Origin of the sequence: Pigmentibacter ruber, assembly GCF_009792895.1 — a bacterium.
Classification (GTDB): Bacteria; Bdellovibrionota_B; Oligoflexia; order Silvanigrellales; family Silvanigrellaceae; genus Silvanigrella; species Silvanigrella rubra.
Genome location: NZ_WSSC01000001.1, coordinates 715,279 through 737,747, shown reverse-complemented (window position 1 = coordinate 737,747; position 22,469 = coordinate 715,279). Strand labels below are relative to the sequence as shown.

Here is a 22,469-nt window from a genome sequence, read left to right as displayed (position 1 = left end):
CTACCTTTATAAAAGTGATTTCAACTACTGAAATCACTTTTATTTTTTTTGGCTAAAACAAAAATGCAACACAATTTAAAATATAAAATTTCTAAATTAAGTCCCATTCAAAATAATTTGCTCATTATCTTTCTTTTTATATTGTACGATATCTTTATTTTTAAGGGTCCTCTAGTATTTATTTTCAATATTTTTGGTGGTCGATATTTTGTAAATTATTTACTTAGTGTCATAATTTTAATATCACTTATATTCATTTGTAGAAGTCTGTCCAAAACAAATATATTAGGAAAAGTTTTAGGTTCTGTTATTCTTTTATTACCACTTGCAATTCAAACTATTCATTTTTCTTTTTATAATACTCCATTAAGTGCTTATGGTATAAGATTCTTTTTTAGTAATCCAGCTCTTTCTTTTCAATTAGGTTTTGAAAATATAAATTTTATTAAAATTATATACTTCACATTGTTTTCTTTAATAATTATTTTTTTATTAAATAATAATTTAAAAATATATAAATTTAATTATTTAATAAATAGTATAGCCGTTGTTTTTGCAATTTCTCTTTCAATACTATGCGGAATGAATTGGTATCTTATTTTAGAATATCAAAATGCTACTTCTGCATTTTATGCTGCAATTCCTGAAACAGGAAGATCTCTCTATTTTAAGCAACTAAAAAAAGATAAACCTAATATTCCAAATGAAGTATTGAATAAAAAAATGCCAAATATTCTTTGGATTATAGGTGAATCTGTTGCTAAAAGTCATATGAGCCTATATGGATATCATCGCAAAACAACCCCTAATTTAGATAGGCTTGCTGCAAAAGGAGACTTAATCCCTTTTAATAATGTTGTAAGTATTGGCCCCCATACTTTAATTTCTGTTCCATATATGCTTGTTGGAAGACAAAATATAGACCCTGAAGGAAAAATATATTCTTCTCCAATTATTTTTGAATATGCAAAAGCGCGCGGCTATCATACCGCTTTTATAAGTTCACAAGATTTGCGTTGGAAAAACTTTGACCAATTGAGTGGAAAAAACATTGTTGATTATTATCGAGCAGGAACAGATTTTAGCAGCAATGTGAGCGTTTCAAAGGGGGCAGATGATTTAAAAGTTTTAAATGAAAGCATTTTACCGCATTTAAATGAAATAAAAGCTCCATTTCTTTTCGTAGCACATATGGATGGTAGTCATTATCCTTACAGTAGTCATTCAGAAAAAAAATACAAAATATTTTTACCTGAAAGCAATCCTAACGGAACAAATGCCTACGATAATACTATTGTTTATTCAGATTTATATTTAAATAAACTGATAGAGGAAGCAAGAAATAAAGATCCAAATATTTGGATCTTTTATACTACTGATCATGGACAAGCTGTTGAACTCGCTCCTCTTGATACACAAACAAGCAAGACAAAATCTGCAAAAAATCAAAATTTAGATGAAGAAAAAAACCTCAACAATTCAGAGGAAAAAAATCTAAATATTATATTTAATCAGGGATATGATAAAGAAATTATTCATAATGCTTTTTTTGTTGTACCTCCAAAAAATTATCATACAAGCATTTTAAACAAACAAAATGCCCCTGTTGCTCAATCTGATATATTTGCAACTATTCTTGATTTATTAGAATATACTAATCCAGTATCAAAAATTGATGGTATTTCTTTATTAAAACCTATTCCAAATAATCGATTACGAATTACTACGGGCTTTGTAATAACAAATGATAATATTCCTGAAGCCCAAGTTACTTTACCAGATTTATCTTCTTATTTTGTAGATTTTACTAGAAAAAGCATTAGCTTTTCAGAAAATAAACAAGTCATACCTTTTGATAAAGCTCCTAAAGAATTTGTTCATATTTTTGATGAAAGCAACAATGATAATTCATTATTATCTGCCGAAAATTAAGATTAAAATCAAAATAAATATATTATTTATGGATCATTTCTATTTAAAATTTTGATTGCTGTAGTTGTATTCCCTGTTAAACTACCATTCCCAAGTTCACCCTTTCCATAAGAGTTTCCTCCCCAACACCAAACATCATTATTTTTAAGTAAAATACAAGCACGCCCATCGCTTACAGCTAAATCAATAATATCTGAGCTGGGCCATGTTTTTGTCACCTTAACAGCTTTATTGGAATTTGAAGTAGATCCATTTCCCAAATTACCAAGACTATTATTTCCCCAGCAATAAACATTTGTGAAATCATCTGCTACAGCACAACCATAATTAAAAGATAAATTGGTTCCAGAATCACCAGTAGCGACCATCATGACTCCACTAAGTGCTTGGTTTGTTGTTGCATTTATAACCGTATAACCAGTAGTCGCATTTGCTGGTGCTGTATTCGTTCCATTCCCTAATTCACCAAAACTATTTGTAGTTGCTCCAAAACATTGAACGGTACTATTAGCCATAACTACACAAGTTAAATTTGGACTAAAGGTTGTACCACCTCCTAATTGAGATGGTGTATTGCCACCAAAATTAATCGACACTGGAGTAAATGGTGAAGAATTACTGAAAGATTGTCCCCAACATTTAACAACGCTTCCAACCAACGCACAACTGTCATTATTTTGTGCAATTAACTGCGATGCAACCCCATTAATCGATGCATTTACTGCTGCCGAAGGGGATGACGTTTGATTTCCATTTCCTAATTGGGCTTTAGAATTATCACCCCAACACGACACCACACCTGAAGTGTCTTGGATACAAGAAAATCCATCATTTAATTGAATAAATTTTACAACTCTACCAGAAACATTTGTTACGGTCTGAGGCGTTGTAGCAGAGCCTGTAGTTTGTCCATTTCCTAAAACTCCTGATGTTTGATTTCCCCAACATTTCAAACCAGTATAGTAATAAGCACAAGTTGAAGTTCTTCCTGATACAACTGCAACAATAATATCTGAACTGTTTGCTGGATTAACACTAGTTGCCCAAACAGGAGAAGATCTATCAGTTGTTGTCCCATCTCCTAATTGAGATTTATCATTTTGTCCCCAACATTTTAGTCTTCCATTGTTCATAACAACGCAACCGCTGGCATCACCTACAGTAATCAATCCACTTTTAGTACCCATAGATGAATACAATTGGACTGTACCTGTTAAAATTGCTTTATTTGCTAAATCCTGTAAGGAAACAAAACTTGAAAGCGAAATAGGATCATCCTTTCTACCCGGATCCTCTAAATCAGAAAGATCCGAACAGCTTTGAATAAATAAGAAAAAAATAAATACAAAGAATATTTTTATTGCACTTTTCATAGAAATAATCCCAAAGAAAAGTTAAGGTCCAAAATTTGATAATTTCCAGTATTTTGTCCAAATGAATTTCCATTGGTATCATTGTAAGCCGCTGCTTCCAAATAACCTCGTGAATAGTAAGCAGCAGGTCCAAAATATAAAAATCCTAATTTAAATAAGAAAGATAATCCTGCCCCATATAGAACATTTAAATTTATAGTCGGGTTTCCGGAAATAATACTTCCATTAAAATTTGTATCCCTATTCCAATAATTATAAACACCATAATAAGCATAAGGATTAAATTGAATATCTAAGATGGAAAAAGTAAGTTTGTAAGCCAAATCTAAACCAACAAAAGCAGCTTGATATGTTGAAGTAACAACTCCATTAGAATTTGAATTTGGACTATCACTTGAAGTTAGTGCCTCATATTTTCCACTTATACCAAATGAAAAGTTTGAACTTCTATCAAATGGCAATAAAAGCTTTACTGTACCATTGTAACCTATATAATTAGAATTGCTAATTATTGCTTGCGTATAACCACCACTTAGCAAAAAATCTACTGTTCCTGTAGAACCACTAGATGATCCACCGAAATCAGAATCTTGCGCATATATAGAAGAAAAGAACATAAAAATTAAAAAGAAAAGAAATTTAAAATTGGTTACCATATATCCTCAATAATTTATGGGCCATCTTCCCCACTTAAATTAACAAAATCTATAGTCTCAAAATCTGGATTTTCATTTCCTAATCCATCAAATATTGTAAATGCAGAATTTCTTTTAACTCTTCCAGTTTCACTCTTTATAGGAGAAGAAGTAGCTCTTTTCTTTAACTTTTCGACCAAGGTTGTTCGATTCATGGAAAGAAGTTGAGCTGCTCTATTTTTATTATGATTTGTTCTTCTTAAAGCTTCAGAGATTAATCTATTTTCAAATTCTTCAACTACTCTATAAAAATCTATACCTGAACCTAAGTCAATTTCTTTTTTTATAAATTGATCAATTTCACTCGGTAAATCTTCAAAAATATTTGTTCTATTTAATTGATTATTAACTTGTGAAGTATTGGAATTTTGTTGAAAATTATTTCCATAATTTCCTTGATTATTATTTAAATTTTGAAAAGCATGATTTATATGATTTCCATTTACTTTACTTAAAGTTGGAGTATGATTTACTTGAGAATTTTCTTTTATTAAATTGTTTGAATATGAAATATTATTTTGTATATTTTGATTTGAAATTTTATTAAACTGGTTTAAATTATGTTGATTAATGTTATTAAAATTACTTTGACTTGCTATATTAATTTGTGATATATTTTGATTATTATTTGTGTTTCTATCATAAAAAGCATCTATATTATCAGTTACTAAATTTCTTAAGCGCGGAGGTAAATCACAGATATCCACTGAACCTGAATTCTTTAAAACAACAATCCGTTCAATTAAATTTTCAAGTTCTTGTATATTATGATTCCATGTATTTTGGAGTAAAGCATTCATCGCATCATGAGAGATACCAATTATTTTTTTTCCTTTTAACTGATTAAATTTTTGGACAAAATACTCAGCTAAAATAGGTATATCTTCTCTTCTTTCTCTTAAAGGCGGAAGATAAATTGAAGCACTGGAAAGTTTGTAGAATAAATCCTCTAAAAATAGTCCTCTTTTTACCAGTTGCTCTAAATCAACAGAAGTTGAACAAATGACTCTAACATTAACTGGAATTTCATTTTTTGAACCAAAATTTTTGATCACTCCTTCATTCAACGCTTTAAGAAGCGTTAGTTGTATTTTTGGAGTAAGCTTTCCCACTTCATCAATGTATAGTGTACCACCTTCTGCTTCTAAAAAAAAGCCACTCCTTGCTTGTGCTCCACCTTGTAAATTATTGGGCTCGAATCCAAATAAATCGTGTTCTAAACTTTCTTCCGACATTGATGCGCATTTTATGGGAATAAAGCTATTTTTATTTCTTGTTGATTTATCATGAATAATTTTGGCAATAGCATCTTTTCCAGTACCCAATTCACCGGTTATCAAAACAGCTGCGTTTGATTCAGCGACTTTGTAAACTAAGTGTTGAACATGCCTAATAATGGCACTTGAACCCATAAGCGCATAAGTTCCGTTCACGGACTTCTCCTTCCAGCAATTACGGCATGATCGTTACAAGATCACTCAAAAAAAAAATTATAGGAATTACTGTCTACTATTATTGCACCTTGTGATTATTTAAACAAGACCACAAATGGGAGTTTTTTCGGCAAATTTTTTAATAGGTTCTCTGGCTTATTTGATAGCTTAGAAAAAGACTACATCACCTTTTACTAGCGATTCATCATCAGCAGCTGTACCTCCAGCTTCTGGAGGTTTGCTTGGAGGAGTTGGTGCCTTTGGAGGAGCTGCTTTGGCTGCGCTAACTTGCGCTTGTGGCTTTGCTGCGGCTCCACCACTACCTCCTGAAGTGGGCGGAGGAGGCGGAGTTGAACCTGCAGCTGGTGCTGCAGGAGGGGGAGTACTACCACCGCCTCCATCACCTCCATGACCTGTATTTTGATGCGCAGTTTTTAAAGCTAAAGCATCATTTTGCAAAGCTTTATTTAATAATTCTTCAATATTTATTTTGATTTTTTCCAAAGGTTGTAATGCTTGATCAATTTGTTGTTTAGTAATATCTTGGAACTGTAAACTTAAAATAATTTGATCAATATTTTTTGCAACACTTTCTGAACTTGCAACCGCATTAGAAATAAGTTTTGTAAATACTTCGGTACTTTCTTCAGCAGTGCGCACTAATTCATTAACAGCATGATCCACATGCGTTTTCTTTTCGGTGTTCTTTTTCAGGTTTTCCAATAAGCTTCTACTTATGTCTCTAACACTAGAATTCACTTTTCCAACTATTTGGATGATGTTATTACTTGCTAAACTTGTTCTATCAGATAACTTTCTAACTTCTTCAGCAACAACTGAGAAACCACGCCCATGTTCGCCTGCTCTCGCAGCTTCAATTGCTGCATTTAACGCTAATAAGTTTGTTTGATCAGAAATATATTGAATTTCATCACTAATTTTATTAATTTCAGCAGTGTTAACTAAGATTGTATCAATAGCTTGAGAATAATCCATATTAAGTTTAGAGTTATGCTCTAACATTTCTATCATTTCTCTTAAGAGTGATAAACTACTTTGAATGACTTCACTAAGTGATGTATTGCTATTGTTTCCTTTTCCACCTCTAAATTGCGCTGATATTTCATTAGACTCTTCCAAATGTTCTTGAGCTTTTTCATAGATGAATCTTACTTTATCACCAATCTCTATTGCACTTCTTTCTGTTTGATGTGTTACATTATGCAATTGATTTGTCATTTCAGGGACGAGAGAGATAATTTCTTCTAGCCGTTGAACCTGTTCACTCACACCAATTTCTTTTTGAGATGCATCGAGTTGAAGTTTTGTTAATTTATTTTGTTGATCTAGCCCACGTTCTTCAGCAAGAACCGCCCTGCTTTCAAGTGATTTTGCCAGTGAATCAAATTCTCGTTTTTGATCTTGTAACTTTTTATTCATGCTTTCAGCACTAGACTTCCAAAATTCCATATTTTTTTGTGCTTGAACATTTTTAGATTGAAATTCATGTTGTAAGGATGAAAGTCTGGCATTGTTTACTTCTTCCATATGAAGTATTTGATGCCTTAGAGCAATAATTTCTCTCTGTTGTAATTCCTCTTTCGAGGAATCTTTTGATCTAGCAGAACTTACTGAAGGAATTTGAGAAGCTTGCTCAAAATTTTTCTTTCTTGACTCTAGTTCATCTTTTAATTTTGCTATTTCTTTTTCTTTACTATGAAGATCTTTTTCTCTCGCAGCTATATCTCTTTCTTTTTGATCTAATTGTTTTTCTTTCTCTGAAATTCCTTTATCACTCAAATGGCCACCAGAAGATTCAATCTCATCGCGTATCGCTCTAGCTGCATCGTTGGCAATTTTGTCTAGATCATGAGTCAGAATTTCATCTATTCTTTTTCGAACAGAAAAGAACCAAACAAAAGCTAATAAGAATAAAACGACACTTACTGCTGTGGTTAACATCCAATCTGTTGATAAAAAACCAGTCGCTGCAATAGCAACTGCTCCTAAAATAGCTATCAACACAAATATGGTAGGTTTAAATCGGATCTCTTCCATGGAAAACTCCAACCGCAATCAATTTTTATCTGCGTGTTCTTCTTCGGATAATGTAGCACCTTTCTGAGGAGCCACTGTATTGACATGGTGAAAGAAGATTTCAAAGTTTCATTTAACTGACATCTCATTTCAAACGATAGGGCTAGGATGATGATAAGGAGATTTACAGATTGAGTTCAATTACCATTGAAGACATTGTGAAAAAATGGACTCAAAAACTTACAAATATGATAAAATATTTATACATATTTGTAGGCTTCATTATTTTTGTTGGACTCATTGCAAATTATTTAATTCCTAATTTATTATTTAATATTTTAGTCATAATAATTATTATTATAAGTGGATTTTTTATTTATATTATTTCAGAAAAAGTTCAACAACTCATGCTAGAATGGCACGTAGAGTTTACAAATCCAACTGAAAAACTTCTCCAAACAATACAAATGGTTTCAATGCAAAAATTAGATTTACTTCCAGAAGAGCAATTAGATAGCTTTACTTCGGAGTCACACTTAAAATTACTAGAAGTAGCACGCGGAATATTGGAACATCAACGCTTTATAGATCAAGTTGTTGATAATATGTTTGAAATGATGTTTTTGCTCAATCAAGATGGAATTATTATGAAAGCAAATAAATCTGCATGTGAAACAACTCATTTTTCACAAGCAGATTTAATAGGACAACATATTAGGAAACTTTTTCCGCATGCAGAAAGCCTTGTTGATTACTATTTAGAACTTGAAATTCAATTTACCACTCAGGGATTTGTAAAAGATGTAGAAGTTTTTGTCCAAACATCAGAGGGTGAACTTCTCCCCTTTTCAATTAATGGCGTTAAAATTGAAAGTACTACTGGAGTTTTATTAGGTTATACAATGATTGCAAAAAACCAAGCTGAAACAGTTCGTCTTTTCAATCAGGTAAATAAAAGTAACTATGAGCTTGGTAGAGCAAACGAAGAATTAGCAAAACGCTATGATCAAATTAAAAAAGAAATAGAAGAAAAGGAAGGACAAAGAAGAACTTTAGAAATGGAGTTAGCAACTAGCCAGCTCGTGCAAAAAACATTTTTGCCTCAAATTGCTCCAGAACATCCTAATGTAGATTGCGCAGGAACAGCAATACCTGCTGCTTTTTGTGGAGGAGATTGGTGGAACACAATAACATTAAAGGATAAATTCTTTGTTTTTATTGCTGATGTGACAGGTCATGGTACAGCAAGTGCAATGGTGACAGCAGCGATATCTGGTTATTTTGTTTCAGTAAAGAGCAAACTTTTTGCAGGTGAAAACCTTGATGTTGATGACATTTTACAAGGATTTGATACAGTGCTTTCTAGTATGGGACATAGTGATGTTAGTTACAACATGACATGCTTCTCTTGTGTCTTTGATTTCGAAAAGAAAGTAATACGTTATGCGAATGCTGGCCACAATTTTCCTCTAATAGTGAAAGCCGACAAAAAAGTTGAAACTCTTATTGCTAGTGGTAATAGACTTGGAAACATTGGAGCAACTCGTATTGACAATAAGGTATTTGAAAAAAAAGAACTTCCTTTAACCGGAGGAGAATTTATTTTCTTTTATACAGATGGTTTAATTGAAAATAAAAATGATAAAGATGAGGAATATGGCAAACGAAGACTTAGAAAATTTATTGAAAAGAATTATACTAAAACAAGCTCAGAATTTGTTTCCTTATTATTGCAAGATAGTCTTGAGTTTTATGGAGCAGGCAAAGCTCTTGAAGATGATATTACCATGGTCGTTGTTAGAGTTAAACAACCTTAATTTAAGAATTAAACAATGATCCGTCTGTTAACAAAACTAAAATATAAAATTACTTCGTCTGATGTCAGTATTCCACAGGCTGAAAAGGTGACACCTTTTCTTTATGTCATTACTGGTATCATTTGTACTATTGGAATTACTCATACTTTTTATATCTATTTTGGTAAGTCATTAAATAAAAAACCACCTCCATTAATTGCTAAACCCACACATGAAAATCAAAAAAATTCTATTGATTTATCTTCAATTATATCGAGAAATATATTCAATTTAAAAGGAATTATCCCAGATGCTGAAAGTGATGGAAGTCGCGCCTGTTCATTAGAACCATTTAAATCCTCTTTGCCTTACAAAATTTCCGGAATTTTATTTGGCGGAACTTCTGAGACAAGCCTAGTGGTTTTAGAAGGATCTGCAACAGGTACATTTAAAATGGGAGATCATTTGCCCCAGGGCGGTACTTTACATGCTATAGAAAAAAATAGAATATTTGTCGTTAATAAAAATTGCCCAGAGTATATTGACCTTATTACTGAACTGCCTAAAGATCCTAGACTTTCCCGCTCCCCACAAAATGCTTCTGGAGCTACTTACAAGGAAGATGGGTTTGAACGGAATGGCAATTCTACAACTGCCACAAAACAATGGGTAAATAATATTTTAACAAATGATTTCGCCAAGACTCTTGAAGAAGCTAAAGCAAGTCCTAATATTGTCGGCGGACAAGTTAAAGGTTTTGTTATTACTAATATTTCTCAAAACAGTGTCTATGCAAAACTTGGATTAAGAGATGGAGATATCGTTTCAGCAATCAACGGGATTGAATTAAATGACGCTGCACGGGCTATTCAAACATTAAACTCCATGCGAAACGAAAATACTATAGAAATGCAAATCATTCGCGGTGGTCAAACAATTTCTTTTAAAGTGAATGTCCAATGAATGATACAAAAGACCAAAATGATATTGAAAATACTGATGAAAATAAAGAACACAACTCATCGGCAAATGAAATCAATCCCTCTAAAATATCTGAACCTGAAAAAGAATCTGAGGGGGGAGGAAAAAAGAAAAAATTATTTTCTTTGAATATCTCACAAGAAAAGAAAGTATTTATTCGGAATATTGCTTATGGTTCTTCTGGAATTATAGTTTTATCCGTTATTGTCAATACAATTATTTCTGTAAAATTATTACAAGGAAATAAACAAATTATTCCCTCAAGTTTTACCTATACTCCACAATTAATCAGTAATTCTTCCTTTTCCGTGGTGAAGAAAAGCATTATTAATAGAAATATATTCAATAAAAACGGCGATATACCTATAGAAGATCAAGATGACAACAACTCTGGTTTAATAAAAAATTTTGATGAAGTACCTTGTAGCAATCAAGAAGAAAAACTGCCCGTTGAATTAGTAGGCATTCTTTTCACTGGTAATTCTAAGACCAATTTAGTAACATTTAAGGATTCAAGAGTAGAAACTGCTGATGTCTATAAAGAAGGGCAGAATATCATTGAGTTTGACAACTATCAAATTTATAAAATTACTGGACCTTCTTCAGTCCAATTACGCAATCAAAATAAAAAAATATGCCTATTTACAGGAACTAAAGAAAGATTAATAACTAAAAAAGAAGATGAGTCTTCCAATAATGAGGAGCAAATAACCGAATTAGATTCTGATTATGTAAGCGAGCAAATTGGACCTGGTTTTTCTCGAATTTTAAATTCTGCAAGACTTGTCCCAGAGTCTCAGGGTGGTAAAACGATTGGATTTAAAATTTACGGTATTACTTCAGGAAGTTTGTTTGAAAAAATTAAACTTGAAAACGGAGATGTGATAACAAGTGTCAATGGGATTAACTTAGAAGATCCTGCGCAAGGCTTTAAAATCTATGAAGCATTGCAAGATGAATCGACAATCACACTGCAAATCAAGAGGACTGGCGCACTGATGACAAAAAAGGTAATAGTTAGATGAATCAGAAGAAGTTAAACGTTTTAAAAACAAAAACATTCAGAAGGCATTCAAATGCCCTTCATTTGGTATTAGTCGGTACAACTGGTTTAGGAATTGTAGTGAGTCCATCTTTGCTTGCACAGACGCCTCCATCATCTCCTCCTAAAGCACCTGCTTCAAATTCTCAGATTAACAAAACAAAAACACCATCTCCTCCGCAAAATACTGAACAAACAAATTCAGTAAAAAAATCTCCCGCTGATGCTATTCCACACGGACAGGAATTAGTGAGTATTGATTTCCCAAATGGTGCTAACTTAAGCGACATTATTAAAACAATTGGGATGTGGACAAACAAAAACTTTGTGTTGGCGCAAGGTGTTGCTGGTTCTTCACGTATCTCTATAATTTCTCCAGAAAAGGTTACTAAAGAAGAAGCATATCAAGCTTTTTTAAGTGCTCTTAATATTTCTGGTTTTACAACTGTTGACACAGGATCTGTTGTAAAAATTCTTCCAATTGCAAATGCAAAGTCATCTAATATTAAAACTTATTATGGGGAAAACTGGTCTCCTTCAACAGATGAAATTATTAATCAGGTAATTCCGTTACGTTATATTGATGCAAACACAGTTATCAATCAATTAAGACCATTACTTGGTATCACTCAATATGCAGCTTTCACAACAACAAACTCTTTAATTTTAACTGATACTGGAAATAGAATTAGAAGAATATTAGAAGTGATTAAATTATTAGATTCCAAATCTAATCAACCTATTGTTTCCATTATTCCAATAAACTATATGGATGCAAAAGATACAGTAACAAAAGTAAATGAAATTTTTGGAAATAGAAATGGTCCATCACTAAGTGTGCAAAAAGTGTTAGCAGATGAACGTACTAATTCTGTGATTTTAGTCGGACCGTCAAGTGGTTTAGATGATGTTGCGCGCTTTATTCAACGCATTGATAAACCTTCTCAAGATCAAAACTCTCAAACTATGGTACGTGTCAGACCGTTAGATTATGCTGATTCAGAAAAATTAGCCCAAACTTTGCAAGCACTAACTCAAGGTACTAACAAACAAAATAATAATTCTTTTAGACCAGCATTTTATCCTACTCCAATGAACGTACCTGGTGCACCAAATACACCCGCTCAACAAGGTCAAGCGGTTGCGGATCTTAATGGAGTTAAAGTAACGGCAGATAAACCGACAAATTCTTTGGTTATCCAAGGAAGTAAATCTGCTTTTGATGAGCTTGATAATATCATTGCACAATTAGATAAAAGACGTGCTCAGGTTTATGTTGAAGCAAATATTATTGATATGAGAGTAGGCAATGGTTTTGCATGGTCACCTTCTGCTTTAGCTGGTTCTGTAACAGGCAATGGTTACACGGTACCTTTTGGCTTTAACGTTTCTCAAGGGGCTCCCCTCTTTTTTTCGCAAACAGGTCAAACAGCAGATCCTAGCGCTTTAGCTGGTTCTGTAAAAAATGGCGAAGCTATATTAGGTTTGATGAGCAATAGCACAATAAATTTAGGGCCATTTAGCTTAACACCAGGGGCATTATTATTTGCCTTAAAAACAGACTCTAATTCTAATATTTTACAAAATCCCAGTATGATTGTTTCAGATAATGAACAGGCTTTATTTTCCTCTAATGAAGAATATAGCGTGACAAGTAAAACAAACAATCCAAACGGTAGTGGAATTATAGATACAACTACAAAATATACCGTCTCAACAGAATTAAAAGTTACGCCGCAAATTTCCAGAGCCGATTTTGTCACCATGAAAATCAACTTAAAGCTTGATGATGCTGCGGCAGTCAAGGAAGGTGCTCCGAATCCAATAAGTAAACGCTCAGCAGAATCCGTGTTAATAGTCCAAAACGGACAAACAGCTGTCATAGGTGGTATTACCAAAGAAAAAACTGTGATTGAAGAAAGGAAAGTACCATTATTAGGTGATATTCCAATTTTAGGTTGGCTATTTAAGACATCCATAAATGGTAAAGAAAAAGTAAATTTAAATTTATTTATTACCCCACATATTGTGAGAAATTCCGAAGATCTTGAAAAAATATACCAGCAAAAAATTAAAGACCGTGACGCATTTTTAAAGGCGTTTTACGGTGAAAAATTTAAAAAGCAAGATTTCTATTCTCGCTTACCTACAGAAGAAGATGGAAAAGCGCCACCACCTTACAAAGGTGATGAAGAAGCAAGCAAAAGTAACCAAGAAAATTTGCAAAGTCAGCAAGATCAATTGCCTAAAAAAGTGCAATTACCTAGCGAAGATCCTAATCCAATCAATGCGCCTTCAAGCAATCAAAGTGGAGGAGGGTTTGGCTTTCCACAACCTTCAGCACCACCACCACCGCCGCCTTTTAATAATTAATTTTGTGAGGTCAGATCAAAACAATGGCAACTGAGCAAACAAATTTAACAGTTGAAGATGCGGCAAAACTCATTTTATCTAAAATTAAAGTGAATCCTGACCAGTTTTCTACAACAGAATTTTCTTCCAAAAACAGAAATTTGGAAGATATCTTATTTAATGATTTTAAAGTACCACAAAACAATATTGAAGAAGCAATTCTTGAACAACAAGCAACAAACCGTACTTTAAGTGAAATATTAATTGAAAATGAGCTTATTCAAGAAGTAGATATGTTAAAAGCACTATCTATTCACTTAAATTTAGAGTTCAGAGATAATTTTCCATTCCATGAAATCGATCCTAAACTAATAGAAAAATTAAATATTAGTTTTTGTTTACAACACATGTTTGTCCCTATTTCAGAAGACGAACTTAACGTAACAGTAGCGGTAGCAAACCCTTTAGATACAGTTAGTATTGATGATTTAAGAGTTTTGTTAAATAAAAATATTAAAAGAGTGGTTGCCCCAAAAGATTTAGTCGAAGCTGCAATAAATAATGTTTTTGAAAGACAAGAGCTTGTTGATCAAAATAAAGGATTAACAGCAACATCAGACGACGATATAGATGGAATTGAAGGGCTTGATGTTGCTCATAATCTTTTACAAGATAATGAAGAAGCACCAGTTAGGAAAGAAGTAACAGCCATTATTCGGCGGAGTATTACAGAAAAAGCTTCCGATATTCATATTGAACCATTTGAAGATCGCGTATCAGTGCGGTTTCGTGTAGATGGTAGATTGCGTGAAGTTAGAGTCATTCCAAAAAAATATCAGTCGAGTGTTTCTACGCGCATCAAAATTTTAGCGAAGTTAAATATTGCTGAGAGCCGTTTACCTCAAGATGGGCGTATTACTTTAAAAGTTGGTACCCGTGAAATTGATGTGCGTGTAAGTACATTACCGATAAAATTTGGTGAAAGAATAGTGTTACGTATTTTGGATAAGTCCGGTGGTCTGCCAAATTTGGAAGATATTGGTATGCCAAAAGCACTCCTAAAAAGCTTTAAGCAAGTTGTAAATCAAAAACATGGTATTGTTTTAGTCACTGGACCAACTGGTTCAGGAAAAACTACGACGCTTGCTTCTGCTTTAATGCATATTAATAAACCTGATGTAAGTATTATTACAGTTGAAGACCCTGTGGAAATTCAATTACCAGGTGTGAGTCAAGTAGAAGTAAATGATAAAGCAGGACTCACGTTTGCAGCTGCTTTGCGATCCATTTTACGGCAAAACCCAAACATAATTTTAATTGGTGAAATTCGTGACTCTGAAACTGCGCAAATTGCGGTACAGGCTTCTATTACGGGTCACTTGGTATTTAGTACATTACACACTAACGACACAGCTGCTTCTGTAACTCGTTTAGTTGATTTTGGCATTGAGCCATTTCAAATTACCACTGCCGTTGTTGCTATTTTAGCAGTAAGACTTGTCAGACGAGTCTGCCCAAATTGCAAAGAACAAACTCAACACACAGCTGAAGAATTGAGTTTACTAGGATTAGCTCCAAAGCAAACAACTGGAAAGGTTTTCTATAAAGCGCGTGATGGTGGGTGTAGTAATTGTAAAAATAATGGATACGCTGGTCGTATTGGGATCTATGAGTTGCTTGTATTTGATGAACACGTCCGAAATTTTGTCTTAAAGAGCTCTGATGGAGCTAGTTTGAAAAAAATGTGTGTGCAAAGAGGAATGAAAACCCTCCGAGATTCAGCGCATGAGCGCTTTTTAAATGGTGAAACAACTTTAGAAGAAGCACTCTACGCAACTCAATCCGAACATGAACAAGAAGAGGTGAAATAGTTATGCCTATGTATTCTTACAAAGGGCAAAATGCACGCACAGGAAAAAAATTAAAAGCATATATAGAAGCAGAATCACCTAAAGATGCAAAACAAAAATTAAAGAAACAAGGTATCTACGTTCTTGAATTAAAGATTGATAGCAGAGCAAGTGCAGCTGAAGGAAAATCAGGCATTATTGCAATGCTAAATCGTAAACCTCCCAAGCCTGAGGACATTGCTAATGCTACAAAACAATTCGCTATTTTGTTACGTTCAGCAGTAGATATCAACGATGCTTTGCGTGCAATTGCTGATCAAGTAGAAAATGATGAATTGAAATCTGTATATGTTAAAATGCGTGAACTTGTATCTGAAGGAAAATCTTTATCCGATGCACATAAAAATTTCCCAAAAGTTTTTTCTTCAATTTATACAAATATGATTGCAGCTGCGGAAAAAGCTGGTGCATTGCCTTTAGTAATGCAAAGATTATCAGAATTTATTAATTACCAGATAGAAATTAAAAGAAAAGTAGTTGGAGCTTTAACTTATCCAGCTCTTATGGTCGTAATGGCAATCGCAGTTGTTATTTATTTATTTGTAAAAGTAATGCCACAAATGACAAAATCTTTTACTACATTAAAAGTTACTTTACCTTGGTATACAGTATTAATGAACGACATTTCTAATTGGATGCAAGATTGGTGGCTCATTTGTGTGGTATTTTTAGGACTAGCAATTTTTGGTACTTATTCTTGGTCAAAGACTGAAAAAGGTCGCCAAAAACTGGATACAATTATGTATACAGCACCAGTGATCGGACCGCTCATCCAAAAAGTAACCATTTCACGCTTTTCAAAAACTCTTTCTACAATATTGTCTAGTGGTGTACGAATAGTTGAAGGTTTGCAGTTAACTAGGAAAGTTGTGGGAAATAGTGTGATGGAAAAAGCCTTAGACGAGGCTATTGTTAAAGTACAAGACGGCGACAAACTAGCAATTGCTCTTGAAAGAACTGGTAAATTTCCAACCATGGTTATCCATATGTTAAAAACAGGCGAAAAAACGGGACAACTTGAAGAAATGCTTGTTAATATTTCCAATGTTTATGATGATGATGTAAACAATCAAATTGTGGTAACAACACGATTGATAGAACCAGCAATGATGATTTTTATGGCAGGAGTCGTCTTCGTGATGGTAATGTCTGTCATAGGACCTATGATGGCGGCTATGAATCAGTTGCACTGAATTTAGATATTTGTATAATCGTATTCTTCTTTGGAGATGGAGTTCTATTTTATGAAAATAAAAAATTTTTTACGTGTGAAAAAAGATTTAAATTGCCAAGCTGGATTTTCCTTGATGGAAATTATCATTGTGGTTGCCATAATTGGTACTTTAATGGGAATCATCGTTGCACGTATTTCTGGAAGTAACGAACAAGCAAAGTCTGGTATTACTGATACTAAGGCTTATACTCTACAATCAAAATTAATTCAGTTTCAATTGGCACAAGGAAAGTTTCCAACAACTGGACAAGGTTTACAATCATTAACTACAAATCCTGGAGCACCCATTGCTTCTGAAGATGATTTAAAAGATGGTTGGGGTAATCCTTTTGAATATAAGTTAACTCCAAAAGGTCCACTTATTATTTCTAATGGTCCAGAAGGCACAGCCAATAGTGCAGCATCTCTTTGTTACCTTAATGGCAAGAAAGTAGATTGCAAATCTAGTGAAGCAGGAGCACAAAACTGAACTCTAATTTGATTAGCTTCTTTTGCTCCATGCGAAAAGTTTTTGGAAAAAAAAACAATCAACACGGGTTTTCTCTTTTTGAGATTATTATTGTTTTAGCTCTAATAGGGACTATAGCAGTTGTTATTATTCCTAATTTAAAGCTTTCCGTGGACTCCCAAATGTCTACTAGTTTAAGAAATCTAACAGCTCAAATTCGCAGTGCCTATGATGATGCAATCTTTTCAGGAAGAATGCATCGAATGGTTTTTGATATCAAAAATAGTGAATTTTGGGTTGAACAAGCTCCACTTGGTTACGAAGGAAGACCTCCTTTACTAGATTCTGATTCAGAATCAGAAAGTCTGCAAAAACGTGACAAAAGAGCAGAAATTTTAAAAATATTAGATGAAAAGTATAAAGACCTTGCAGATAGACCAATGCCAACTACTTCTGGAGATAATAAAAATTATTCCATTCGGAGCATTGCTGTTGTCCAACGCAAAGTATTAAAACCTGTTGATTGGAAAGAAATAAATGATGCTGTTATTTATCGCCAAAAACTTTCTAGTGGAATTATTTTTGCGCAAGTTCTATCAAGTTTATCAGCAAAAAAATTTGATTATGTAGAAATTTTATCTAGTTCGGACAAAACAAAAAAAGAATTTGCCTACATCTATTTCTTACCTAACGGAACAGCAACGTCTACTTCAATAAAACTTGCAATGGCAAATAAAGATAATCCTAATACTATCAGTGAAACTGGGCCAAAATATACTTTAAATTTAAATTCACTGACAGGTGAGTGTAATTTGCTAGAAGGTTTTCAAGATGCAAATTTTTCATTACCTAAAAGATAATAATCTTTTTAAAAATAATTTAATTAAAATGCAAACTGCTGAAGGTTTTACTTTATTTGAATGTATTCTTGCAATAGCTATTTTATCCGTTACAGTTGCAAGTATAGTTGGATTACAATCATCTATTATTTCAGTCACCCAAATTGCCTCTGACGGGATGAAAGGATCTTGGGCTGCCCGTTCAGCAATCGCACAAATGCAATATGTTATTGAAACACAAGGTCAAGATAAATTACCTGAAGAAAAAAATTATCCTTGGGTCACTGATTCACAATTTAGTATTTCTTTAAAAAGAAAAGAATTAAAAGAAGTTAAAATATCACAATTTTTAACTAGTGCCATTGGAATATATAATATAGTCAATCCACAAGGTAACGAAAATCAAGATGTGGATAGAATGCTGGCTTCAATAACGTCGGTATTAGATAGTAGTGCTGGATCAAGTCCAAACGGTTTTTTTAGTAACTTTTTAATCGAAGTAAAATGGACAAGTGGTATAGTAAATAAAACTATCAATGAGGGTTTCTTTTTTGTAGATAAAAATACATTTGCAAATATTAATCTTCCTGACCCTCCTGGTAGCAGTAATAATAACGGTAACAATCAAAATAATAGTAATAACGGTAACAATCAAAATAATAGTAATAACGGTAATAATCAAAATAATAATGGAAACAATAACAACAATACAGGTAATCGGTAAATTCAATGCAAATTACAATTATTAAGAAACAAGAAGGATTTACGTTGATAGAAATTGTTTTAGCTATTTCTATTTTAGCAACAATTGGGATGTTAACTATTAATATTTTGACAAATCAAATTGAAACCCGCGAAAAAGTAACAGCACACAATTCTGTGCAACACGCTATCAATATGGCGATGGATAAAATTTATAGTGACATTCAAAGTTCTTATGTATCTAATCCTAATGATTTAGCTTCGCTTAATTTATCTGTTCGAGCTGTTCCACCAAAGTTTAGTTTTAAAAATGAAAATCTAATACTCGCTGTTCAAAATTTTAGATCTTTACTTGGAAATTCTACTCAAAGTAACTTGGCGTATGTCCGTTACTATATTAGACCTAATAATAAAGATTCAAAAAAACTTGAACTCATTAGAGTTGTTGATACTGATATGGTTGAAAATATAGAAAACTCTGGAGTTGGATTTCAAGAAGTCTTGGTTCCTGATTTAAAAAGTTTTTCTTTAGAATTTTGGAATGGAAATGAATATCAAAAAGAATGGGATAGCTCTGCAAATGACACGCAAAATAAAATACCCAAACTGGTAAAAATTCATTTAGAAACTTATTTCCCTGAATCTAGCTCAGAAAAACAAATTCTCGATCTTTCTCCAAACACAAAAAAAGAAAGAAGAAGCTTTGCTTTAGACACTATTGCATATGTTTTAAGCAGCAATGGTGCTCAAGAAGTAACAGAACCTTCATCGGGAGATTTCAAATGGCAATAATAGTTAAATTAATTGTCAAAAAAATACTAAAAAAATACGACCAAGGTTTTGCTCTAATATTTGTTCTTGTATTTGTAGCAATGATAATGGGTGTTATTGGTGATATTGTTTATCAAACCCAAGTTGGCGCAAGAGGTGCTATCGAAGAACGTAATGGTTTAGATGCTCAAGCAAGTGCAATATCTGGGATTGAATTTGCAAAAATAATGCTTAATATGAACCAACTTGCAGCTAAATATGAAGGTAATCCATTAATTCCAATTCCAAAAAATATGTATTCTTTGATCAATGGACAACCAATTGGATCTTCTGGTTTAGCAAAATTAGAAGAACTGTCTGGAGGAAATTTTACCAAAGCAATTTCACCAAAAATACAAGAAGCTTTAAAAGCAATTCCAGGATATTTTGTATTGAATATAACTTCTGAAAATTCAAAATTAAATTTAAATTTATTGCAAGCGAATTTATCCGCCGACGCACAAAAAGCTTTCCTTAGAATATTTGCGTACCCAGATGCTGCAAAAGTTTTAGAAATGTATGGATATACTCCACAACAGATGGTTGACAATCTAGCAGCATATATCAAAAAATCGAATACTAATGGCTATCAACAGACAGGAGCACTGGCAGCATATTCAGAGTTAGGATTAAAATATAAACCCAAAAATGGAGCACTTGAAAGTTTAGAAGAATTGAGAAGAATTCCAGGTTTCCATATAGATGACATTTATAATATATTTTCCCCATATTTCACAATTTGGCCTATCTCAGGCAAAAATAAAAGTCTAAATATAAATTCTGCACCTATTGAATTAATTGCTGCATTATTGACGCCCCCAGGTCAAGAAATCAATGAGCAAGATTGGGATCGTTTTGAATTAAAAAAAGAAAAAGAAAAATTTAAAGATAATCCCAAAGACTGGTTATCAAAAAATATTAGTGGCTATAAAGATACTCAAGATACCGATAAGATAACAGATCTGCTTTTTGGAAATACTGACAATATTTTTAGAATTGAATCTAGAGGGGTCGTCAATGGGGTTGAAAAAACTCTTGTTGTTGTCGTTCAAATGGATGATAACAAATCTTCTGGAAATAAAAATCAAGCTAATGATAAAAACCAAGCCAATGACAAAAATAAGGCTAATGATAAAAACCAAACAAATGACAAGAATCAAGCTGGAGACAAAAATAAGGACGGGAACAAAAACCAACCCGATGATAAAAATCAGCAAAGCGATAAAAATCAAAAGAAAGACGGAAGTTTTCAAATACTATACTCAATGTGGAAATAGGTTATTTTTATGTTTTTAAAAATGCTATTTTCTATAACTGCTGCCTTAACTGTAACCTTACTAGGTCATTATTATTTATATCTTAGAATAATTTATCCCCTTTTTGGAAAAAATCCTTTTTGGATATCAACATTTATTTGTTTATGGGCAATGACTTTTTTTGGTTTTATTATTTTACGTCTTGTTCCTCATTTTTTAAGAAAAATATTTGAAACCATAATGTTCATTTGGATGGGAACAGCTTTTATTTTTACAGTTATCTGTATTTTAACATCACCATTAAGTGTATATTTAAATTATAATAATTATAGTTCTAAATTTTTAAGTTTTTTTGTTCTTGCTTTAGGTTTAATTTTAACTTTATTTTCAATATACCAGGCTTTAAAAAAACCTACAGTGATAAAAACTGAAATTCCTATCAGAAATAATCTTCCTGAAATTATAAATGAATTAAAGTTTGTAGTATTAAGTGATATTCATGTTTCTGGGTTGATTGGTAGAAAAAAAATGCGTCATTTAACTGAACAAGTAAACAGTTTAAAACCAGATATTATATTTATAACAGGTGATTTAATGGATGGATCATTAAATCAACTCAAAAAAGAAATTGCACCTTTAGAAAATTTATATGCTAAGCATGGAATTTTCTATATCACAGGTAATCATGAATATTATAGCGGCCCTATAAATTGGAAAAAACATTTTCTGGAAAAATTCAAATGGAAAGTAATTTCAAATTCATCTTGCTCTATTGAAATTGAAAGTTTAAATTTAAATATAATAGGAATTGAAGATAGACACTGGCTTAGTTATGAAAAAATTCCAAGAAAACTTGATAAAAGACTGCATCAGGCCGTCATGCATTTAGAACAAAAAGGTTTTAAAACCGAAAATGCTCTAAATATTTTACTTGCGCACCAACCTAAGGATGCAAGGCTTATACCCCAATTTCCATTTATTGACATTCAAATTTCAGGGCACACTCATGGTGGGCAAATCTGGCCATTAAATTATTTAGTTAAAAAAGATCAAAAATATGTGAAAGGTCTTTACAGATTAAACGATCAGCAACAGATTTATGTAAATCAAGGTACTGGTTTTTGGGGGCCGCCAATGCGTTTAGGTACTGAATGTGAAATATCATTATTAACTTTTAAACAACAAAAGTATATTAAACCCTGATATAACTTTCTTCAATTTCAACACATTCTTGAATTGTTAATTTTACTGGACAGGCTTTACCAGCTGCAATTAAACGTTTAAATTGGTCATCACTACAATTCGAATGAATAAAATACTTCACAATAATTTTTGCTACTTTTCTAGGTGCACTTTGCATTATTTTTTCAACTTCAAATTTAATATTTGACAATGGAATAGCATGATCGGTGGCAAACATTGACATAATAGTCGTTCCACAAGCCCCCAATGAAGCGCAAAATAAATCAGTTGGAGAAAAAAGACTTCCATCACCACCATTATCTTTAGGTGCGGTTGTTTTTATGGTAGCTCCTGAGTTGATATGTGTTATTTCAGTTGTCTGAGGTGCTGCTAACTGACCTTTAAATAGATTAGACATTGAAAAATCCTATTAAAAGATTTGATATT

Annotated in this window: 18 protein-coding genes and 1 pseudogene; 14 read left to right on the top strand and 5 right to left on the bottom strand. The window is 32.6% G+C overall.

Features of this window, described 5'->3' with window-relative positions; all coding sequences use genetic code 11:
- Nucleotides 1-63: 63 nt before the first annotated feature.
- Nucleotides 64-1,932 carry a sulfatase-like hydrolase/transferase gene (locus GOY08_RS03115; protein ID WP_158997103.1) on the top strand — a complete coding sequence of 623 codons (1,869 nt, stop codon included), beginning with the start codon at nt 64-66 and terminating at the stop codon, nt 1,930-1,932.
- 26 nt (nt 1,933-1,958) lie between these two features.
- Here GOY08_RS03115 and GOY08_RS03110 read toward each other — a convergent pair whose 3' ends face one another.
- The 4 genes from GOY08_RS03110 to GOY08_RS15665 form a co-directional block, all read right to left on the bottom strand.
- Nucleotides 1,959-3,305, bottom strand: a complete 1,347-nt coding sequence (locus GOY08_RS03110) for an RCC1 domain-containing protein (protein ID WP_158997102.1) — start codon at nt 3,303-3,305, stop codon at nt 1,959-1,961.
- Nucleotides 3,302-3,961 carry a hypothetical protein gene (locus GOY08_RS03105; protein WP_158997101.1) on the bottom strand — a complete coding sequence of 220 codons (660 nt, stop codon included), beginning with the start codon at nt 3,959-3,961 and terminating at the stop codon, nt 3,302-3,304. The genes GOY08_RS03110 and GOY08_RS03105 overlap by 4 nt, the downstream gene beginning before the upstream one ends.
- Before the next feature lie 14 nt (nt 3,962-3,975).
- Entirely contained in the window at nt 3,976-5,433 is a 1,458-nt protein-coding gene (locus GOY08_RS03100; protein WP_158997100.1) for a sigma 54-interacting transcriptional regulator, read from the bottom strand.
- A 168-nt stretch (nt 5,434-5,601) separates the two neighbouring features.
- The gene (locus tag GOY08_RS15665) at nt 5,602-7,491 is read right to left on the bottom strand and encodes a methyl-accepting chemotaxis protein (protein ID WP_328598597.1); all 1,890 of its coding nucleotides are present in this window, start codon (nt 7,489-7,491) and stop codon (nt 5,602-5,604) included.
- Between the two features lie 170 nt (nt 7,492-7,661).
- Here GOY08_RS15665 and GOY08_RS03090 point away from each other — a divergent pair, with 170 nt between their 5' ends.
- From GOY08_RS03090 to GOY08_RS03035, 13 genes and pseudogenes are all read left to right on the top strand, one after another.
- On the top strand, nt 7,662-9,287 hold the full coding sequence (locus tag GOY08_RS03090) for a SpoIIE family protein phosphatase (RefSeq protein ID WP_158997099.1): 1,626 nt from the start codon (nt 7,662-7,664) through the stop codon (nt 9,285-9,287).
- Between the two features lie 15 nt (nt 9,288-9,302).
- Entirely contained in the window at nt 9,303-10,229 is a 927-nt protein-coding gene (locus GOY08_RS03085; RefSeq protein WP_158997098.1) for a PDZ domain-containing protein, read from the top strand.
- Nucleotides 10,226-11,272 carry a hypothetical protein gene (locus tag GOY08_RS03080; RefSeq protein ID WP_158997097.1) on the top strand — a complete coding sequence of 349 codons (1,047 nt, stop codon included), beginning with the start codon at nt 10,226-10,228 and terminating at the stop codon, nt 11,270-11,272. The genes GOY08_RS03085 and GOY08_RS03080 overlap by 4 nt, the downstream gene beginning before the upstream one ends.
- Nucleotides 11,269-13,662, top strand: coding sequence for a type II secretion system secretin GspD (gene gspD / locus GOY08_RS03075; RefSeq protein WP_158997096.1), 2,394 nt, complete (start codon nt 11,269-11,271; stop codon nt 13,660-13,662). The genes GOY08_RS03080 and gspD overlap by 4 nt, the downstream gene beginning before the upstream one ends.
- Before the next feature lie 23 nt (nt 13,663-13,685).
- Nucleotides 13,686-15,512 carry a GspE/PulE family protein gene (locus GOY08_RS03070; protein ID WP_158997095.1) on the top strand — a complete coding sequence of 609 codons (1,827 nt, stop codon included), beginning with the start codon at nt 13,686-13,688 and terminating at the stop codon, nt 15,510-15,512.
- 2 nt (nt 15,513-15,514) lie between these two features.
- Nucleotides 15,515-16,744, top strand: a complete 1,230-nt coding sequence (locus tag GOY08_RS03065; RefSeq protein WP_158997094.1) for a type II secretion system F family protein — start codon at nt 15,515-15,517, stop codon at nt 16,742-16,744.
- Nucleotides 16,745-16,795: 51 nt separating this feature from the next.
- Entirely contained in the window at nt 16,796-17,254 is a 459-nt protein-coding gene (locus GOY08_RS03060) for a type II secretion system protein GspG (RefSeq protein ID WP_158998057.1), read from the top strand.
- Between the two features lie 29 nt (nt 17,255-17,283).
- A pseudogene (locus GOY08_RS15720) lies at nt 17,284-17,376 on the top strand (type II secretion system protein); the annotation flags it as partial.
- 39 nt (nt 17,377-17,415) lie between these two features.
- Entirely contained in the window at nt 17,416-18,093 is a 678-nt protein-coding gene (locus GOY08_RS03055) for a hypothetical protein (protein WP_235899646.1), read from the top strand.
- Nucleotides 18,065-18,796: a type IV pilus modification PilV family protein gene (locus GOY08_RS15495; RefSeq protein WP_202914012.1), complete on the top strand. Its 732-nt coding sequence runs from the start codon at nt 18,065-18,067 to the stop codon at nt 18,794-18,796. The genes GOY08_RS03055 and GOY08_RS15495 overlap by 29 nt, the downstream gene beginning before the upstream one ends.
- A gap of 5 nt (nt 18,797-18,801) precedes the next feature.
- Nucleotides 18,802-19,566 carry a prepilin-type N-terminal cleavage/methylation domain-containing protein gene (locus GOY08_RS03045; protein ID WP_158998056.1) on the top strand — a complete coding sequence of 255 codons (765 nt, stop codon included), beginning with the start codon at nt 18,802-18,804 and terminating at the stop codon, nt 19,564-19,566.
- Complete coding sequence (locus tag GOY08_RS03040) at nt 19,557-20,861, top strand: type II secretion system minor pseudopilin (protein WP_158997092.1); 1,305 nt, start codon at nt 19,557-19,559, stop codon at nt 20,859-20,861. The genes GOY08_RS03045 and GOY08_RS03040 overlap by 10 nt, the downstream gene beginning before the upstream one ends.
- Before the next feature lie 9 nt (nt 20,862-20,870).
- The gene (locus GOY08_RS03035; protein WP_158997091.1) at nt 20,871-22,043 is read left to right on the top strand and encodes a metallophosphoesterase; all 1,173 of its coding nucleotides are present in this window, start codon (nt 20,871-20,873) and stop codon (nt 22,041-22,043) included.
- On the opposite strand, the gene GOY08_RS03030 is transcribed toward GOY08_RS03035, so the two are convergent.
- Nucleotides 22,033-22,440 (bottom strand): OsmC family protein, encoded by a 408-nt coding sequence (locus GOY08_RS03030; protein WP_158997090.1) that lies wholly within the window; start codon nt 22,438-22,440, stop codon nt 22,033-22,035. The two genes, GOY08_RS03035 and GOY08_RS03030, sit on opposite strands and share 11 nt — an antisense overlap.
- Nucleotides 22,441-22,469 lie beyond the last annotated feature (29 nt).

What these genes read in the sequence shown, in the direction of transcription:
- GOY08_RS03110 (WP_158997102.1), bottom strand. Translation starts at nt 3,305, where the DNA reads ATGAAAAGTGCAATAAAAATATTCTTTGTATTTATTTTTTTCTTATTT.
- GOY08_RS03085 (WP_158997098.1), top strand. Translation starts at nt 9,303, where the DNA reads ATGATCCGTCTGTTAACAAAACTAAAATATAAAATTACTTCGTCTGAT.
- GOY08_RS03065 (WP_158997094.1), top strand. Translation starts at nt 15,515, where the DNA reads ATGCCTATGTATTCTTACAAAGGGCAAAATGCACGCACAGGAAAAAAA.
- GOY08_RS03035 (WP_158997091.1), top strand. Translation starts at nt 20,871, where the DNA reads ATGTTTTTAAAAATGCTATTTTCTATAACTGCTGCCTTAACTGTAACC.
- GOY08_RS03070 (WP_158997095.1), top strand. Translation starts at nt 13,686, where the DNA reads ATGGCAACTGAGCAAACAAATTTAACAGTTGAAGATGCGGCAAAACTC.
- GOY08_RS03115 (WP_158997103.1), top strand. Translation starts at nt 64, where the DNA reads ATGCAACACAATTTAAAATATAAAATTTCTAAATTAAGTCCCATTCAA.
- GOY08_RS15665 (WP_328598597.1), bottom strand. Translation starts at nt 7,491, where the DNA reads ATGGAAGAGATCCGATTTAAACCTACCATATTTGTGTTGATAGCTATT.
- GOY08_RS03105 (WP_158997101.1), bottom strand. Translation starts at nt 3,961, where the DNA reads ATGGTAACCAATTTTAAATTTCTTTTCTTTTTAATTTTTATGTTCTTT.
- GOY08_RS03060 (WP_158998057.1), top strand. Translation starts at nt 16,796, where the DNA reads ATGAAAATAAAAAATTTTTTACGTGTGAAAAAAGATTTAAATTGCCAA.
- gspD (WP_158997096.1), top strand. Translation starts at nt 11,269, where the DNA reads ATGAATCAGAAGAAGTTAAACGTTTTAAAAACAAAAACATTCAGAAGG.
- GOY08_RS03045 (WP_158998056.1), top strand. Translation starts at nt 18,802, where the DNA reads ATGCAAATTACAATTATTAAGAAACAAGAAGGATTTACGTTGATAGAA.
- GOY08_RS15495 (WP_202914012.1), top strand. Translation starts at nt 18,065, where the DNA reads ATGCAAATTTTTCATTACCTAAAAGATAATAATCTTTTTAAAAATAAT.
- GOY08_RS03030 (WP_158997090.1), bottom strand. Translation starts at nt 22,440, where the DNA reads ATGTCTAATCTATTTAAAGGTCAGTTAGCAGCACCTCAGACAACTGAA.
- GOY08_RS03040 (WP_158997092.1), top strand. Translation starts at nt 19,557, where the DNA reads ATGGCAATAATAGTTAAATTAATTGTCAAAAAAATACTAAAAAAATAC.
- GOY08_RS03080 (WP_158997097.1), top strand. Translation starts at nt 10,226, where the DNA reads ATGAATGATACAAAAGACCAAAATGATATTGAAAATACTGATGAAAAT.
- GOY08_RS03055 (WP_235899646.1), top strand. Translation starts at nt 17,416, where the DNA reads ATGTCTACTAGTTTAAGAAATCTAACAGCTCAAATTCGCAGTGCCTAT.